Source organism: Chthoniobacter flavus Ellin428, assembly GCF_000173075.1.
Lineage (GTDB): Bacteria > Verrucomicrobiota > Verrucomicrobiia > Chthoniobacterales > Chthoniobacteraceae > Chthoniobacter > Chthoniobacter flavus.
On the sequence record NZ_ABVL01000015.1, the window covers coordinates 94,979 to 111,239 of the forward strand.

Genomic DNA, 16,261 nt, shown 5'->3' on the forward strand with positions numbered 1-16,261 from the left:
CATTCTTCCTTGAAACTACGCCAGCTTCTTCCCCTTCCCGACCGGTCGATCGCGTGGCCGGAACGATTCGATCTCGCATTCTGGTGGCGAACACGATTGCCGTAGCGCGAATTCCCGCTCAATTTTACCGCGTCTTGGAAACTCCCACCGCCCCCCTGCTCTTCGATTCCTCGTTTCTCACGAAGCTGGAGCAGCTCTATTTGCTTTCGAAGAAACTCTTCCGCGGAGCGCACCGGGCGGAGCGGCGTTCGCGGCAAATCGGGTCGAGCCTGGAGTTCGCCGATTACCGGAACTACACGCTGGGCGATGACTTGCGGTCGATAGATTGGAACATCTACGGCCGTCTCGATCGCCTCTTCGTGAAGCTCTTCGAGCAGGAGCAGGATCTCGACATTTCCTTCCTGGTCGATGCCAGTGCCTCGATGCGCTGGAAGCCGGAGGGCAGCGATCGACTGAGCAAGTTCGACCAGGGGCGGCGGATCGCGGCCTCGCTGGCCTACATCGGCCTGGCGAATCTCGACCGCGTGAACGTGCACTACTTCGCCTCGCGGCTGGAGGAGGACCTCGGCCTCTGCCGGGGCAAGAGCCAGTTTCACAAGGTGCTGGATTTTCTGCGCGACGCGCCCGCGCTGGAGGGGCAGACGGACCTGCAGGCCTGCCTGCGGACCTTCGCCCAGCGGATGAAACGGCGCGGGCTGGTTTTCGTGTTGAGCGATCTTTTCGATCCGCGCGGTTTCGAAGAAGGGCTCGCGCTGTTGCGCTATCAGCAGTTCGAGGTGCATGTCATCCAGATTCTCGATCCGGTGGAAATCCGCCCGACCGCGACGGGCGATCTGCGCTTGATCGAGAGCGAGAGCGGCGAGGCTTACGAGGTCACGGCGAGCGAGGCGCTGCTGCGCCGCTATCATGCGGAAGTCGACGCGTTTCTGGCGAAGGCGAATGCGTTCTGCCTCGAACACGGCATCGGCTACGCGCAGGCCACGACGGCCGTGCCGTTTGAAGAGCTCGTGCTGCGGGTCTTGCGAGATGGGAGGATGATCCAGTGACTTTCCTCAACGTCTGGGCCGTGGGCTTCGCCGGCATCGCGCCGGTCATCGTCCTGCTCTACTTGCTCAAGCTCAAGCGCCGGCCCATGCCGGTCTCGACGCTGCTTTTCTGGCAACGTATCCTCCAAGAGAATCAGCGCCGCGCGTTTTTCCAAAAGCTCCGCCAGCTCTTCTCCCTGCTGCTGCATTTGCTCATCTTCGCGCTCATCCTCGGCGCGCTGATGCATCCCACGCTGGATCGGCAGATCACCGAAGGCGCCTCGACGGTCCTGATCGTCGACACCCGCGCACGCATGGCGGCGACCGAACCGGATGGCCAGACGCGCTTCGCCAAGGCGAAGGCCGAAGCGACCAATGTCGTGCGCCAGGCCAGCGCCTTGCGGCAGATGGCAATGATTTCCGTGGATGCCGGAGCGCGCGTGATCACGCCTTTCACCGACGATGAAAAGGCGTTGCGCGAAACGCTGGGAAAACTCTCCGCCACGGACGCGAGCGGCGATCTTCAGAGCGCGATCAACCTGGCCGGCGAGTTGCTCGCCTCACGCGGCGGCGATCGGCGCATCATCGTCTTCACCGACCGCCCGGCCGAGACGAAACCCGCGGACAAAAAGATCCCGCTGGAGTTCGTGACCGTCGGCACCGCGCGCGACAACCTGGCCATTACGCGCTTCGCCACGCGGCCAGTATTGAGTAGCCCCGAAACCTCCGAGGTGTTGCTCGAGGTGGCGAATTTCGGCACATCGCCGGCGAAGACCAATGTCGAACTCGCCTACGATGGGCAATTGCTCGACGTGAAGCCGCTCTCCATCGAGCCGGGCGGCCACGCGGTGCAGGTCTTCCCGACCGTCCCCCGCCCGAGCAACAACGCGCGCGGCTGGCTTACCGCCCGACTGGATACGAAGGACGCGCTTGCTTCGGACAACGTCGCCTACGCCGTTCTTCCCGTCGAACCACCCAAGCGCATCCTGCTCGTCACGAAAGGCAATTGGTTCCTCGAGAAGCTGCTCGCCGCCGACCAAAGCATCGCCTTCGAACTGGTCACACCCGACAGCTTCTCGGCCAGCGTCGCGGCAAAGTTCGATGCAGTGATTTGCGACAATTTCGTCCCCAGCGATTTCAACATCGCGAATCCGGGGGCGAATTTCTTCTTTCTCAAGCAAACGCCCTTCAACACTTCCGAGCCCGCGCTCGATCAACCGCTCATCTCCGATCTCGACAGCCGCCAACCGGTGCTGCGCCTCGTCAATTTGCAAAACATCACCTTGCTCCACGCCGCCTCGCTGCAACTGCCCAAGACGGAAGATTGGAACTGGCAGGCGCCGATCCGCTCGTTCGAGCATCCGCTCCTGATCACCGGCGAAAAGCGCGGCAGCTCATCGCGCGTCGCCGCCCTCGCACTCGACATCGGCGACTCCGACCTCCCGCTGCGCGTCGCTTTCCCGCTGCTCATTTCCAATACGCTCCATTGGCTGGCCGGCGAGGAGAACACCCCCGTGCTCAGCCGCCGCGCCGGAGAAACATTGCCGCTGACCGCGGGTGAAAGCGTGCTCACGGAGCCGCAAAATCCGTGGAAGAAGGCCACAGCCAAATCGCCGGTGGTGCAATCGCTCTTCCAACCATTGACCAATGGCTTTTACGCCTGGCAAACCCCGAACGGCACGCGCTGGCTGGCGGTGAATACATTCAGTGAAGCGGAGTCCGATCTGCGCCAGGCGGGCACGCCGACCTCGGCCGGTCTCGCCCTGCCCACGGTCTCGTTGGCCCGCGTCACAGGCTGGCCTCTGTGGCAATACCTGGCAGCAGCGGCGCTGCTCTTGTTTGCGTTGGAATGGTGGCTCTTTCACCGGAGGCGGACCGAGTGAGCAGCTTCGTGGATCTCGCCCATCCCTGGGCGCTCGCCTTTGCGCTGGTCGTGGTTTTCCTCGTCTGGGCGCAACACCGTTCGCTGGCCGACATGACCCCGCTGCAGCGCAAGGTCTGCTTCGCGCTGCGCGTCTTCATCATGCTGCTGCTCGTCCTCGCGCTGGCGGGCATTCGCTGGCTGCTGCCTTCGCAGGAACTCTCGGTGCTCTTCGTCGTCGATCATTCGGCGAGCATCTCCGCACCGGCACAGAAGGAAGCGCGGAATTTCGTCTCCACGAGCCTCGCCGCGCAACACACCAGCGACACCGCCGGCGTCATCGGCTTTGCCGCGAAGCCCGAGCTCTGGCAGGCCCCGGCTGTCCATCTGCAACCCGCGGCACAATGGCCGGAACCCACCGATCGCAAAGCCACTGACATCGGCGGCGCGCTGGATTTTGCCAGTGCGATTTTCCCCGCGGGCAAGGCACGCCGTGTCGTACTCTTGACCGATGGCAACGACACCGGTGGGCAAGCCGCCGCCGGCGCCACGCGTCTCGCAGCGCAAGGCGTGGAGCTCATGACCGTGCCGTTGCATAATGAATCCGCGCCCGAGGTCCTCGTGGAAAAAGTGGAAGTGCCGCGCCGCTTGAAAGCCGGCGAGCCTTTCGATCTGACCGCCCACATTCGCAGCAACGTGGTCACCACCGCAAAGGTGAAGCTGTATCAAAACCAATTCCTGATCGAGCAGCGCGATATGGAGATCAAGGTCGGCGACAACGCCTTCCGCGCGCCGAATCTCAAGGCTGACGGCAACTTCATCACCTACGAAGTCGAAATCCTGCCGGCCCAGGACACCGTCGCCGAAAACAATCGCGCCTCCGCTACCGCCAGCCTGCGCGGCGAGCCGAAAGTGCTGCTCGTCGATTCCGATGAAAACAACGGCCGCGCCCTGGCCGGCGTTTTGCAAAAGGAAAAGATCTCGGTGGAGACACGCGGTTTGAGCGCCCTGCCGAAGACGCTCGAGGATCTGCAGCAGTTCGATCTCTTCCTGCTCAGCGATGTCTCCGCGCTCAATCTCGGGCGTCAGCAGATGGATCTCTATCGCCGTTGGGTGCAGGATTTTGGCGGCGGCTTTGTCATGATCGGTGGCGAAAACAGCTTCGGCGTCGGCGGCTATTACCGCACGCCCATCGAGCAAATGTTGCCCGTGCGCATGGAGCACGACGACCGCCTCGACACGCCCACCGTAGCCATGCTCGTGGTGCTGGATCGTTCCGGCTCGATGACTGCGGCGGTGGCTGGGCAGACCAAGATCTCGCTCGCCGATCAAGGCGCGGTCTTCGCCATGAATGCGCTCCAGCCGAAGGATTATTTCGGCGTCGTGGCTGTGGATACCAAGCCGCACACCGTGGTGCCGCTGGCGCCGATCAGCGCCAAGGGAGCGGCCGAGCAGAAGATCCTCAGCATTACCGCCGGCGGCGGCGGCATCTATATCTACACGTCGATGGTCGAGGCGTTTCAGCAGTTGCGGGACATCCCCGCGCGCGTGAAGCATCTCCTGCTTTTCTCCGATGCCGCCGACGCCGAGGAAAAGGCCGCGGGCGAAATGAGCGACGGCATTCGGACCGGCGGCAATTCGCTCGACCTCGCCTCCGCCATGCTCGCCGCGAAGATCACCACCTCGGTCGTCGGCCTCGGCACCGAGCAGGACAAGGATACACCGTTCCTCCGCCAACTCGCCGAGCGCGGAAGCGGCCGCTTCTATCTCACCGACGACGCGACGACCTTGCCGCAAATCTTCAGCACCGAGACGATGAAGGTCGCGCAGAGCAGCCTCATCGAGGAACCATTCCTCGCCGTGGCGATGAACAAGAGCCCGATCACCACCGGCATCGATTGGCCGCAATCGCCTCTGCTCCTCGGCTACAACGCCACCAAGCCCAAGCCCACCGCGGATATCCTGCTCGCCACCGAACACGGCGAACCGCTGCTCGCCACGTGGCGCTACGGTCTCGGCCAGGCCGCGGCCTTCACCAGCGATGCCAAGAGCCGCTGGGCCGCGGAATGGCTGACGTGGCCGGGCTACGGCAAATTCTGGTCGCAACTCGTGCGCAGTCTCATGCGCAAGAGCGATCAGTCGAGCTTCCAGGTCAACACCAGCGAGACCGGCCACCAGTTGGAGCTGACGATCGACGCGATCAAGCCCGACGGCTCGTTCCGCAATCAAATGCCGGTGAGCGTCAACATGCTGCGCGCCGATGGTTCGACGGAAACGCACGCCGCCGAGCAGGAAGGTCCCGGCCAGTATCGCGCCCTCTTCGATCTGCCCGAGGAAGGCACCTCCATCTTCTCCGTCAGCTCGCCGGATTTGCCGGATGGCGGCTATGTCTTCGGCCACACGCGCAGCTATCCTGAGGAGTTTCTGCGGACCGAGGTGAATGAGTCATTATTGCACACCCTGACCTCCCTAGGGCGGGGCAAATTTGCCCCCTCGCCCGCCGAAGTCTTCGCCCGGCCGACCGTCGCGGCGCGCACGCATCGGGAGCTGACGAACTACTTTCTGGAGCTGGCGCTCCTCCTTCTCCCCTTGGATATCTGGCTCCGGCGCCGGACCTGGCGCGCCTGAATGCGTCCAAATAGATCAACGTAAGTCATAGAGGCAGAGGCGGATAGAAACCGCGAATGAACGCCAATGAGACGGGCGTTCGCCCTATTCTTTCTTCAATTCGCGTCCATTTGCGTCCATTCGCGGTTAAAATTCCTTTCCCGCCAACCCTTTCGGAAGGCTATTCCGCGTGCACCGCATTTCCCCGTAGGGGTCCCCCAGAGTTTGGCATGTGCAGTGCTTTTATAAGGAGGTGGAAATGGCGCAAAATTGTGAACAAATCGCATCGAATCATTCTTCACCTCTCCTGCATCGTCGCGAAATGCCGACAGGGGCGCGATTGCACCTGGCACTGGCAACATCTTCTACGGGAATTCGGTGTCGGCGAATACACGACACGCGCAACCCGTCTAAAAGACGATTCTAGATTGGAGGCAAGTAAATGCTCTACCTAAGTCAGCCATCGAAGGTCCAAAGCTTGGAAACCCAAAGGGCGCTCAACGCGGCGGACGGATATCTCTACTTCAACCTCTTGGACGAGGCCCTCGAGGAACTCGGGGTGATTCCCGATTCCGAACAGAAGGACTCACCCGTGATGCTCGCGCGCATCCGCCTGCTCCTGCACAAAAAGGAATGGCGCTCGGCAGAACTGCTATCCGCGCAAGGCACCGGGCTGCACCCCGACGAGGGAGAGTTCACCGTGCAACGCGCCTTTGCGCTGCACAAACTGGACAGGGACGAGAAAGCCGAGCAAGTAATCCTGGCCGCGCCGGATTGGATTCGGCGCACGGGCATCCTGCACTACAACCTCGCCTGCTATGAAGCGCGTCTTGGCGACATCAGCACCGCCCGGCAATGCATCGACACGGCCATCCAGATCAACGCCGGCATCAAGAAGAGCGCGCGGGTCGATCCGGATTTGCAGTCGCTTTGGAACTAGAGTCGTTCAGTTTGCGAATAGCCTGAATTCGTAGACATTCGAGCACCGGATTGGTATGAAGCTCGCGGAGAGCCATCTGGTAGTCTATTACGCCACACCTCAAGACTGCCTCGTTTTTCTTCCAGCTCGGCAGGTTGTGCCGTTTATGGCGTAAGCGATGCCTTCACTACCGAGCTCAACATCTTTTCCTCTTCCGGGCATCCCGGTTTCAGCAGCTTGCTTTGAAGATGTCCGATCGCATTGACGCCATGGAGGGCGCGGCGATGCCTTCGACAGTCGAGAATACCCCTGCCACCGCATTGGGCCGTCGGATGACGTGGCTGCGCGCCATCGGTATCACCGTTTTCATTTTTTGTATCCCCGCACTATTTCGCGAGCGCGATCTCGTGCAGTTACCTTTCAACGACAAGCCGGTGAAGCTCCTGCAGCGTCTGCGACCGGACGGTGTTTTGCTGGGTGATTCGATGCTGGCTTCGCGGATCAATCCTGAAGCCCTCCGCAAGGTATCGAATGTGCCTTGTGCTCTCCTGCCCTATCCCGGCAGCGGCACGGCGCTGTGGTTTTTGGTGACCAAAAACATCGTCGCCGCCCAGTCACATCCACCACACTGGATGATCATTTTCTTTCGCGACAAGCAATTGACCATGCCCGCTCATCGCACCGGGGAACGCTATCGCGACGGCCTCGAAATGTGCATGCAAGGGGACGAGCCGCTGTTCCATTCGATCCTCGCCATCACCCAACGTGACACCGAGCCATGGACGGAACATCTGGTGGATGGCTTTTACATCCTCCAGCGGAAGCGGAAGGACTGGCAGACGAAAGTGCAATACGGGGCACTCAAAGCGGTAGCCGGCCGACCGGAGCGGGCGCCGGTGCGCGAAGCCGCTGCGCGCATCTTCAAGCCGACGTATTCGCAGACGGAGAAGGAGGCGATCAGCGCCCGGGACGGCGAGGTCAGCCTGGACATCGAGTCCCACGATTTCCAAGCGAACGTGGCGCAATCCTTTCTTCCGGCCATCCTGGAAGTCGCCCAACGCAGCCACATCCAGCTGCTTTTCTACCGCGTGAAACGGCGTCCCAAGGACAGCCATACGCCCTCGGTCGACAAACCGAACCTCCAAAAATATGCGCAGGCGTTGCGCGAATACCTGTCGGCGCGGGGCGCGCTCCTGGTGGATGAAACGACCGATCCGGAGGTGACCTTCGCATATTATTCCAGCGACGATCATGTGCAGGACAGCATGATGGCTCCCTACACGAAGCTTTTCTGGAACAAAGTGCGGCCTGTGCTCGATAACGCCGGAGCAGCGTCTCTGCGACCATGATTTTCCACAGTCTCGACTACGCCGTCTTCCTGCTCGCGGTGTTCTGCATCTACTGGTGCCTGGGGCGCCGCCGCTGGCAAAATCTGCTGCTCATTCCCGCGAGCTGGCTTTTCTACGGCTATGTTCACCCTTGGTTTCTGCTGCCGTTCCTGGCCACGACGGTCATCGACTACTTTGTCGCGATCGGCCTCGAGTCGCCGCGAACCCACCGGCGGTGGTTGGTCGCAGCGAGTGTCAGCTCGAACCTGGGCCTGCTGGCAGTCTTCAAGTACTACGGGTTCTTTGTCAGCAATGTCGCCAGCCTGTTGAACGCCCTGCACCTGCACGTCTCGCTGCCGGTGCTGGAAATCATCCTGCCGGCCGGCATCTCCTTCTACACCTTTCAAAGCATCGGCTACGTCGTCGATGTCTACCGGGGCCACGTGCGCGCCTGCCGCAGCCTGGTCGACTACGCCGTCTTCGTGGCCTTTTTCCCGTTGCTCGTCGCCGGCCCAATCCAGCGTGCCGGCGATTTTCTCGTGCAGATCCAACGGCCGCGCACGCTCGAGCCGCAGCAGTTTTGCTCCGCGCTATATCTGTTGGTCTGGGGCGTCTTCAAGAAAGTGGTCATCGCCGACACGGTCGCCATCACCGCTAACAAGGTTTTCCTGGCAAAAGACCTCTCGTTCCCGCTGCTCTGGGTCGGCGTCCTGGCCTTTTGCATCCAGATCTACGCCGACTTCTCCGCCTACACCGATATCGCGCGGGGCTCGGCCCGGCTCTTAGGCTTCGAGTTGTCGCCGAACTTCAATCATCCCTACCTCGCCCAGTCGCCGAGCGATTTCTGGCGGCGCTGGCACATTTCGCTGTCGTCATGGATTCGTGACTACATCTACATCCCACTGGGCGGTTCCCGTGGCACTGCCGGCCGGGTGATTTTGAATCTCTTCATCGTCTTTTTCCTCACCGGCCTCTGGCATGGCGCGTCGTGGAATTTCGTCCTCTGGGGGCTTTACTACGCAGTGCTCACCCTCCTCTATCGCCTGGCCGAACGGCTGGTCGCCGGCCGCGTCCCGGATCGCTGGCCCGTCATCCTCGCCCGCGTGCTCCTCATGTTTGCTCTCACCAACCTCGGCTGGCTCATCTTCCGGGAGCGCGACCTGGGTCAACTGGGCCATGACCTCACCCTCTCGCCCTTCGCCGCTCCGGCGATGGATTGGATGGTGGCGAAGTACCTCGGCATGCTCACCCTCATCTACTCCCTGCCGTTGTGGCTCCACGCCGCCTGGGACTTGAAGCTGCGCCAGGTCTTCGCCGACCGTGAACAAACTCTCTTCCTCTGGCTAAACCCGCTCGTCACCTCGCTGCTTTTCACCGGCATTCTTCTCCTGCGTAGCGACGTCTCCGGCGATTTCATCTATTTCCAATTTTAGCTCTGCCGATTGCTCATCAGGCGGAGGCCCCGCCCACCGGAATCGTCCGCACGTATTCCTCCACCGCTTCCGTCCACGGGCGCGGGGTGATACCCGTGATCCCGGTGAACTTCTTCGTCGCCAGCGGGGTGTATCTGGGCCGCGCCGCGACGAAGTTCTTCATCTCCGCCAGCTTCAGCGGCTCGACGTGCTGGGTGCACAAAGGCATCCCCAGCGCCGCGGCGCAGTTCAGCGCGTGCTGACCATACTGCTGCCACGAGCACTCGCCGGCGTTGCATAAATGCATCACGCCCCCCACTTCCGGTTGCTCGACCAACGGCCAGAGCAAGCGCGCCGCGTCGAGCGTGTACGTCGGCACGGAAATCTTGTCGGCGATCGCCTCGACGCGATCCTGGGTGAGCGCGCGCTGGATGATCTGGTCGACAAAACTCGCGCGATCCGGCCCGAAGACCCACGACACCCGCACGATCAGATGCCTGTCGGAAACCGCCTGGAGACAGCGCTCTCCGCTGAGCTTCGATTCCCCGTATTTGCTGATCGGCCGCGGCTCGTCGTCCTCCGTGTACGGCTTTTCCTTGGTCCCATCGAAAACGTAATCCGTGCTGATATGAATGCAGCGCGCCTTCTTCCGCGTGCACACATCCGCAAGCGCGGCCACGCCGCCGGAGTTCACGCGGAAGGCCTCCTCCGGTTCGCATTCGCAGCGGTCCACATTGGTCTGCGCCGCACAATTGACCAGCACGTCGAACTCCAGCGCATCGAGCCGTTCGCGGATGGCGGAAAAATCCCCGAGATCGAGCAACTCGCGATTGAAACCGACCACCTCTTCTCCGCGCTCACGCCACTCGCGCAACAGCGCGGCGCCGAGACGCCCGCCACTGCCGACGATCACGATCTTGCGCGGCATGGCTCAAAGAGCGATTTGGTCCGGTTCTTCGTTGCGGTCCCACCATTCGCGATTATGCACGTACCAATCGATCGTCTCCCGGAGGGCCGGGCCAAAATGCCGACGCGGTTTCCAGTCGAGTTGTTTCAAGGCCAGATGCTCGTCATCATTGACTGTCATCCTCGGATCGCGAGTGATCGCATTCGCCTGAATGAGATCACGCGATTTGCCCAAGTGCTCCAGAATCGCCTGCGCGACCTCGAGGTCGCTGGCCTTTTCTTCATTCACCAGCGGATAAATCGTCCCAGGCTCACCGCCCAGGAGCGCGGCAAAAATCGCCGAGCAATGGTCGTCCACATGCAGCCAGCCGCGCATCTTCGAGCCGTCGCCAAAGAGCGGCAGCGGCTCATCGCGGAGAGCGTGGATGATCGATGATGGAATGAACTCCGCCGGCGCCTGGAATGGCCCGTAATTGCAGGCCGCGCGGGTGATGATCACTTCCTGTTCGTGCGCGTGGAAGGCCTCGAGGGCGAGGGCGTCGGTCGCCGCTTGATTCCCCTGCCCGGTCGAGACCAGAGGCAGCGCGCCATCGTTCGATACCTGCAAAAACCGCCGCACCCCGTGTGTCCGGGCGCGCTCCAGCAAGGTCGCCGTTCCCGCGGCGCCATGCGCGGCTCCTCCGGTGAAATTGACCACGGCAAAGTATTGGTGCGTGGTGAGCACCGTATCGATCCGGTCGGCATCGCTCACATCGGCGCGGAGAAACTCGTAGCGATCGCCAAACTCCTCGGCCACGCCCTCGATGCTGGCCAGACCACCGGTCGTCAATGAGTCCACATTGGTCACCATCTCCGGCCCGTAATGCTGGAGAACGTAACGCACGAAATTACTGCCTACAAAACCGCAACCGCCGGTAACTAAAAGTCGCATCGTGAAATGTTTGGATTGTCGCTATAAGTAAAGGTATCACGTTTCATGCCCAGCGCCTGCCGCGCCGTGCGATTCGACCCGGATTCGCGCATCCGGTGCCCGATGGACGTGCCGCAGCCGCCGGCGGATCTGCCATGTATCCCGCAGCATGCGCAGGCTATCCGCGACAATTTCCACCTTGCTTTCCGGCGAGTTGATCCACTCGACCGGCAGGTCCTCGGCCACGTAGCCGAGTTTTTCGGCGAGCAGCAGCACCTCCACGTCGAAGGCAAAGCCCTCCACTGTCTGGCGGGAGAAGATCTCCCGGCAAGCCGCCTGGCGAAAGGCCTTGAAGCCGCATTGGGTATCCCGCAGGCCCACCCCTACCAGGGCCTGGAGCACGCGGTTGAAAATCTTGCCCATGCCCTCGCGCAGCGGGGACTGCCGGCGGGTGATGCGGCTCCCCGCGTGCTGCCGGTTGCCGATGAGCACATCGACCTTCGGAGTCTCCTCGAAATGCCGCAAAAACGGCAGCACTTCGGCCAGGGGCACGCTCAGGTCCGCATCCATATAAAAGACGATGCCCCCCCGGGCGCGCAGCATCCCGGAACGCACCGCGTGGCCTTTGCCGCGCTTCGGTCCGTTGTCGATGACTTGAAAATGAGCTTGTTGCGCCACCTGTTTCGCCGCTATTTCCAGCGTTCCGTCGGTGCTTTGCTCGACGACGATCAACACCTCATACGTCCGCGTGAAACCCCGGAAAAACTCCACCAGTGCCGTCAACGTCGGCGGCAACCGCCGTGCCTCGTTGTAAGCCGGGACGACGATGGAGAGATATGGCGCTTCTGACATTGGGGAACCTCACACTTAGCAACAACCGCGCCCGGTGGTCAAAGCGATGATCGCACGCCGTCACTGGATTTCCGCCCTCATCCTCCTGCTCGCCTTCTTCCTGCGGGTCGCCTGGCTGGGGATCAAGCCCGCCCATTTCGACGAGGGAGTGAACGGCTGGTTCGTGGACCAGATCACCAATCAAGGGTACTACCACTACGACCCCACGAACTTCCACGGGCCTCTGCATTTCTACGTGCTGTTCCTCGCGCAGACGCTCTTTGGCCGGAGCATTTGGGTCCTGCGCATGCCGATCGTGCTCCTCAGCACGGGCTGCGTCGGGCTCACGCTGGCCTTTCGGCGCTACTTCGACGACCGCGTCTGCCAGATCGCCGCGCTGGCCATGGCGGTCTCGCCTGGCATGGTTTTCTATGGTCGCTACGCCATCCACGAAACGTGGATGCTCTTTTTCCTGATGCTCATCGCCTGGGGATTGGCGGGGCTGTGGCGCTTCGGCGAACGCCGCTACCTGTGGGTCACGGCGCTTGGCATCACCGGCACGATCCTCACCAAAGAGACCTACGTCATTCATCTGGTGACCTTCTTCCTCGCGTGGGCCTGCTTGTCTGCTTACGAAAGGATATCCCCTTCCGCACCTTGGGAATCCGGCACGCGAAAATTCACGTGGCGCGATGTGGTCCCCGTCGTCGCGGTGTGCATGGGGCTCATTCTTTTCTTCTACACCGGCGGCTTCCTCGATTGGACCGCGCTGCCCGGCTTATGGGAAACCTTCGGCACGTGGATTCATACCGGCGTCGATAAGAAATCCGGACACGAGAAGGAATGGTACTACTGGATGCAACTGCTGGGCCGATACGAATGGCCCGGCGGCCTCGGTCTCTTCGCCGGCGCGTGGATGCTCTGGCCGCGCACGCCGAGGTTCGCCCGTTATCTCGCGATCTACGGACTCGGTGCGCTGATCGCTTATAGCATCGTGCCCTACAAGACGCCGTGGTGCATCATCTCGCTCGTCTGGCCCTTCTATTTCATCTTTGCCCTCGCGGTGTTGCGCCTCGGGGAATTGATCGATCGCTGGACGATCGGCGTGGGCGCGGGCGTCATCCTGCTGGCGTCGTTTGGCCTCACGTGGAAACTCAATTATCGCGATTACACCGACGATTCGGAGCCCTACGTCTACGTGCAGACGATGACGGACGTGAACGAGTTGCTCACCCCGCTGGACCGACTGGTCAAACGCAATCCGCTGAACTACCAGATTCGCGGCAATATCATCCTCCCGGAGCGCTATCCTTTCGCCTGGCTGCTCGCCGACTATCCGCAGATCAACTATTGGGACGCCGACCAGCTACCCGAAACGCTCGACGCCGATTTCCTGCTCGTGGACAGCGCGGAGGTGGAAAAGGTCGAGCCGCTGCTGCGGCTGGAATACTACAAGCTCCCCATGCGCATCCGCGGCAATTCGGATAACGCCGCGACGCTCTATCTCTATCCGCCCACGTTCGGCGACTTCGTTCCTCCGGGCACGCCGAAATTCGTGCCCGGCTCAAAGGAAGGCCCTGAGGAAAAAGATACGCCCGCCGAGAAGAAAGAGGAGCCGGCGGAAAAGGAAACCAAATGAATTTCGTCGCCGCCATTCTCTACGCCGTCAGCACCTCCTCCCTCGTGGCGTTGTTGCTGGCCTTTGCCCGCGGCGGATTGAACTCCTCGAGTGCCGGCGTGGCTCTCGGCTGCGGACTGCTCGTGATGTCGCTCACGCTTTGGCAGACGCGCGAGCAATCGACCGAGCGGCGTCCGCCCAGCCTGGCGGAATGGCTGGCCATCATCGCCTTCGCGCTGGTTTCGCTACGCATCTTCCTCTGGGTAGTGTTCATCAATGGCGATGACATCAAGGTGCTTTCGCCGAACAACCTCGGCGACCTCTCCCTGCATCTCACCTACGTGCGCTATCTCGCCAGCGGGGTGCACTTCTGGCCGGACAACCCAATCTTCACCGGCGGCAAACTGACCTACCCCATCGGGATCGATCTCTTCCACAGCCTGCTCCTGCTCGTGGGCGTGGATGTGTTACGCGGGTTCGTATGGATGGGCGTGATCGGCGCGGCGCTGACCGGTGTGGCCCTGTGGCGCTGGGGGCGCGGCTTCACCCTCTTCGGATTTCTCGCCAATGGCGGGCTCGCCGGCTTCGCCCTTTTCACCACGCTGAAGCTCACCGACTTCCAAGGCGACCTCGCGTGGAAAAGTTTCGCGCTCGCGCTCTTTGCCACACAGCGTGGGTTGCTCTTCGCGCTGCCCGCGGGGTTGTTGCTGCTCAGCAGTTGGCGCGCGCGCTTTTTCGGCAAACCGGAGGATTGGCGCCTGCCTTTTGAGGGCGAGTTGCTGCTCTACGCGACGCTGCCGCTCTTTCATTTTCACACGTTCCTCTTTCTCTCGGTCCTGTTGGGAGTGTGGTTTGTCTTTTACGGCCCGGCCCGGCGATCGCTCGCCCTGCTGGTGGGGCTCGCTTTTGTTCCGGCGACGGTGCTTGTGCTGCTCATCACCGGTGGCCTGCATGGCGGCAATTTGATCGGCTGGAAGGCTGGCTGGATGTGGGATGATCCGGGATTTCTCGATTGGTGCCAGGCGCGTTTCGGCGCGAGCCCACCTGAGACGCTCGGCGTGGATGCCGGCCCAATTTCCACCGGCCTCATACCGGTGGATCGTCTTCGCCTGATCGCCGGTGCGCTCTTTTGGCCACTGAATTTCGGCATCCTGCCGGTGCTCGTCATCATGCTGATCATCGTGCTCTGGCAAGACCGGGAAAACCGCTGGGGACGACTCGTGGTGTTTCCGTCGCTGGCCATTTTCCTGGTCTGCTGCTTCGTGAAATTCGCCCCGTGGGAATGGGACAACACGAAGCTCATGATCTGGTCGTATCTCGCGATCCTGCCTTTCCTGTGGAGCGAATTGCTCGCCCGCTGGCCCGAGTGGTCGCGCCAATTCGTGGTTTTCGTGCTCTTTTTCTCCGGCTTCGTTTCTACGCTCGGGGGCATCAATGCCAGCTTCACCGGCTTCCCCATCGCCCAGCGCTCGGACCTCGATGGCGTGGCGCAAGCGGTGCGCCGAATTCCGGTCACCGAGCGTTTCGCCGGCGCGCCGACTTACAATCACCCCTTGCTGCTCGATGGCCGCAAGATGGTGCTGGGCTATATCGGCCACGTGCACAGTCATGGCCTCGCCTGGGAGGTACCGGCCGAGAAGCTCGACTCACTCCTCAACGGCGAAAACGACTGGCGCAAAACCGCCGATGAACTCGGCGCGCGTTATCTCTTCTGGGGCCGCAACGAAGAGGAAAAATACAAGGACTCCCCGCAGCCCTGGCGAGACACCACGCGACTCGTCGCCTCCGGCGACTGGGGAGCGATTTACGATCTACATTCCCCGCCGGATAAGGCGGCAGAGGTGCCGAAGCTGGAGGAGTAGAGGAAACCAGTGATCAGTATTTAGTATTCAGTATTCAGTATTCAGTATTCAGTATTCAGTAACCAACCGACACGCCGCACTGATTACTGATTACTGATTACTTCAGCCTGCCTCGCTCAACACCACTACCCCATCCGCCACCACGTCCTCGCCCACCCGCGCGGTGACTTCAAACTGCCATAGCGTTCCAACCGCGCCGATCTTGCGGGCGTGCAGGGCGAGCACTTCACTCGGCTTCACGGGACGCAGGAACTTCATGCCCTTGATCGCGGTGAGGTGAAAGCTGCGGCCCGGTTGCCCGGCAGCGATTCCCGCGGTCTGGGCCAGCGCCTCGGCGATGATCACGCCCGGCACCAAGGGATTGCCCGGAAAATGGCCGCGAAAGAACGGTTCCTCCGGCGGAAAGCTCTTTTCGCAAACGGCCGACTCCCCCGGCTGTACCTGCACCACGGAGTCGATGAAGATGAACGGTTCGCGATGCGGCAGGCCGCAGGCGATGGGATCGCGACTGCTCACTGCGGCTGTGTTCCGGCGGGCGGTGCCGGCACAAAGTAAGCCAGCTTCCAACTGCCGCGCACGGCCCGCGCACCCGCGCGATAGCCGTTGTAGTTCGCATCGGAGATCGCCTCCAACGGCGCGACCATATAAAGATCATGCGGACCGAATTTCTTCTTCAAGATTTCCGAGAGTTGCCCCCAAAGGTGGTGCTGATCCCAATAGAGGAACGCATCTTCTCCGGGAGGGCCGTCGTCCCAACGGTAGCCGAAGTCGTTGGTCATCAACGTCGAAAGCATGGCCGTGTCATGCTTCGCCACGGCGATCCGCAGGCGCCCGAGAAAGGACTGGAAGCTTTGGTCGTTGCTCTGATCCTTCAACGGTTTCTTTTCTTCGTCGTCTTTCTTTTTGTACGGAGCTTCGCAACCGACCAGTCCGACAAAGATTAAGGCACAAGCGAGGAGGCGCAGAGTCATGGGCTTCCAAA

Annotated in this window: 13 protein-coding genes; 8 read left to right on the forward strand and 5 right to left on the reverse strand. The window is 61.5% G+C overall.

What is annotated here, in order from left to right; translation table 11 throughout:
* Window positions 1-134: 134 nt before the first annotated feature.
* The 6 genes from CFE428DRAFT_RS21555 (at window position 135) to CFE428DRAFT_RS21580 (ending at window position 9,173) form a co-directional block, all read left to right on the forward strand.
* Complete coding sequence (locus CFE428DRAFT_RS21555; protein ID WP_157447592.1) at window positions 135-1,046, forward strand: DUF58 domain-containing protein; 912 nt, start codon at window positions 135-137, stop codon at window positions 1,044-1,046.
* Window positions 1,043-2,908 carry a vWA domain-containing protein gene (locus CFE428DRAFT_RS21560; protein ID WP_006981771.1) on the forward strand — a complete coding sequence of 622 codons (1,866 nt, stop codon included), beginning with the start codon at window positions 1,043-1,045 and terminating at the stop codon, window positions 2,906-2,908. Before CFE428DRAFT_RS21555 ends, CFE428DRAFT_RS21560 begins: the two co-directional genes overlap by 4 nt.
* The gene (locus CFE428DRAFT_RS21565) at window positions 2,905-5,514 is read left to right on the forward strand and encodes a VWA domain-containing protein (RefSeq protein WP_042725499.1); all 2,610 of its coding nucleotides are present in this window, start codon (window positions 2,905-2,907) and stop codon (window positions 5,512-5,514) included. The genes CFE428DRAFT_RS21560 and CFE428DRAFT_RS21565 overlap by 4 nt, the downstream gene beginning before the upstream one ends.
* A gap of 457 nt (window positions 5,515-5,971) precedes the next feature.
* Window positions 5,972-6,433, forward strand: coding sequence for a TPR end-of-group domain-containing protein (locus CFE428DRAFT_RS21570; RefSeq protein WP_131989818.1), 462 nt, complete (start codon window positions 5,972-5,974; stop codon window positions 6,431-6,433).
* A 227-nt stretch (window positions 6,434-6,660) separates the two neighbouring features.
* Window positions 6,661-7,761 (forward strand): hypothetical protein, encoded by a 1,101-nt coding sequence (locus CFE428DRAFT_RS21575; protein WP_006981774.1) that lies wholly within the window; start codon window positions 6,661-6,663, stop codon window positions 7,759-7,761.
* Complete coding sequence (locus CFE428DRAFT_RS21580; RefSeq protein ID WP_006981775.1) at window positions 7,758-9,173, forward strand: MBOAT family O-acyltransferase; 1,416 nt, start codon at window positions 7,758-7,760, stop codon at window positions 9,171-9,173. The genes CFE428DRAFT_RS21575 and CFE428DRAFT_RS21580 overlap by 4 nt, the downstream gene beginning before the upstream one ends.
* A 16-nt stretch (window positions 9,174-9,189) precedes the next feature.
* Here CFE428DRAFT_RS21580 and rfbD read toward each other — a convergent pair whose 3' ends face one another.
* The 3 genes from rfbD to CFE428DRAFT_RS21595 are packed head-to-tail and all read right to left on the reverse strand — an operon-like array spanning window position 9,190 to window position 11,820.
* Window positions 9,190-10,080, reverse strand: a complete 891-nt coding sequence (gene rfbD / locus CFE428DRAFT_RS21585) for a dTDP-4-dehydrorhamnose reductase (protein WP_006981776.1) — start codon at window positions 10,078-10,080, stop codon at window positions 9,190-9,192.
* 3 nt (window positions 10,081-10,083) lie between these two features.
* Window positions 10,084-10,989: an NAD-dependent epimerase/dehydratase family protein gene (locus tag CFE428DRAFT_RS21590; protein ID WP_006981777.1), complete on the reverse strand. Its 906-nt coding sequence runs from the start codon at window positions 10,987-10,989 to the stop codon at window positions 10,084-10,086.
* A 36-nt stretch (window positions 10,990-11,025) separates the two neighbouring features.
* A complete protein-coding gene (locus CFE428DRAFT_RS21595) occupies window positions 11,026-11,820 on the reverse strand; it encodes a dolichyl-phosphate beta-glucosyltransferase (RefSeq protein ID WP_006981778.1) in 795 nt (264 codons plus the stop codon).
* 46 nt (window positions 11,821-11,866) lie between these two features.
* Here CFE428DRAFT_RS21595 and CFE428DRAFT_RS21600 point away from each other — a divergent pair, with 46 nt between their 5' ends.
* Together CFE428DRAFT_RS21600 and CFE428DRAFT_RS21605 are read left to right on the forward strand one after the other, a co-directional pair.
* A complete protein-coding gene (locus tag CFE428DRAFT_RS21600) occupies window positions 11,867-13,438 on the forward strand; it encodes a flippase activity-associated protein Agl23 (protein WP_006981779.1) in 1,572 nt (523 codons plus the stop codon).
* The gene (locus tag CFE428DRAFT_RS21605; RefSeq protein ID WP_006981780.1) at window positions 13,435-15,279 is read left to right on the forward strand and encodes a hypothetical protein; all 1,845 of its coding nucleotides are present in this window, start codon (window positions 13,435-13,437) and stop codon (window positions 15,277-15,279) included. Before CFE428DRAFT_RS21600 ends, CFE428DRAFT_RS21605 begins: the two co-directional genes overlap by 4 nt.
* A gap of 102 nt (window positions 15,280-15,381) precedes the next feature.
* Here CFE428DRAFT_RS21605 and CFE428DRAFT_RS21610 read toward each other — a convergent pair whose 3' ends face one another.
* Together CFE428DRAFT_RS21610 and CFE428DRAFT_RS21615 are read right to left on the reverse strand one after the other, a co-directional pair.
* Window positions 15,382-15,795, reverse strand: a complete 414-nt coding sequence (locus CFE428DRAFT_RS21610; RefSeq protein ID WP_006981781.1) for a 3-hydroxyacyl-ACP dehydratase FabZ family protein — start codon at window positions 15,793-15,795, stop codon at window positions 15,382-15,384.
* The gene (locus tag CFE428DRAFT_RS21615) at window positions 15,792-16,250 is read right to left on the reverse strand and encodes a hypothetical protein (protein WP_006981782.1); all 459 of its coding nucleotides are present in this window, start codon (window positions 16,248-16,250) and stop codon (window positions 15,792-15,794) included. Before CFE428DRAFT_RS21615 ends, CFE428DRAFT_RS21610 begins: the two co-directional genes overlap by 4 nt.
* Window positions 16,251-16,261: the final 11 nt, after the last annotated feature.

Coding starts and splice junctions, on each gene's coding strand:
- CFE428DRAFT_RS21605 (WP_006981780.1), top strand. CDS start 13,435: ATGAATTTCGTCGCCGCCATTCTCTACGCCGTCAGCACCTCCTCCCTC.
- CFE428DRAFT_RS21595 (WP_006981778.1), bottom strand. CDS start 11,820: ATGTCAGAAGCGCCATATCTCTCCATCGTCGTCCCGGCTTACAACGAG.
- CFE428DRAFT_RS21590 (WP_006981777.1), bottom strand. CDS start 10,989: ATGCGACTTTTAGTTACCGGCGGTTGCGGTTTTGTAGGCAGTAATTTC.
- CFE428DRAFT_RS21575 (WP_006981774.1), top strand. CDS start 6,661: ATGTCCGATCGCATTGACGCCATGGAGGGCGCGGCGATGCCTTCGACA.
- CFE428DRAFT_RS21600 (WP_006981779.1), top strand. CDS start 11,867: ATGATCGCACGCCGTCACTGGATTTCCGCCCTCATCCTCCTGCTCGCC.
- rfbD (WP_006981776.1), bottom strand. CDS start 10,080: ATGCCGCGCAAGATCGTGATCGTCGGCAGTGGCGGGCGTCTCGGCGCC.
- CFE428DRAFT_RS21580 (WP_006981775.1), top strand. CDS start 7,758: ATGATTTTCCACAGTCTCGACTACGCCGTCTTCCTGCTCGCGGTGTTC.
- CFE428DRAFT_RS21615 (WP_006981782.1), bottom strand. CDS start 16,250: ATGACTCTGCGCCTCCTCGCTTGTGCCTTAATCTTTGTCGGACTGGTC.